The following is a 296-nucleotide window of genomic DNA, read 5'->3' on the forward strand; positions in this document are numbered from 1 at the left end:
TCAAACGGCCGCACACTGGTCCCGAGATGGTAGATGTGTCCGCGACCGCCGTTCCCGAACCACTGGGAGGTGTAGCCCCCATTGAGGGCAATCATGTCGTTGATGGTGTAGTCGGCGCGGAATACGGCCTCCTGGTAGCGATCAACGGCGAAGACAGAATAGATCGACGTAGTATCGAAAGTCGGATAGCTCTGATACCACTCGCCGGTGAAGACCAGATTGCTCAGCGGGTAGTACTTCACCCCGGCAAGCACTTCGTTGAATGTTTCCGAAACCAGATCGAATCTTGTGTTGCC

At 55.4% G+C, this 296-nt stretch carries 1 pseudogene; it reads right to left on the reverse strand.

Annotation, left to right across the window (positions count from 1 at the left end):
• Positions 1 to 296 (reverse strand): annotated as a pseudogene (locus tag KI811_RS18445) (hypothetical protein); the annotation flags it as partial.

It is taken from the genome of Geobacter hydrogenophilus (assembly GCF_018501225.1).
Classification (GTDB): Bacteria; Desulfobacterota; Desulfuromonadia; order Geobacterales; family Geobacteraceae; genus Geobacter; species Geobacter hydrogenophilus.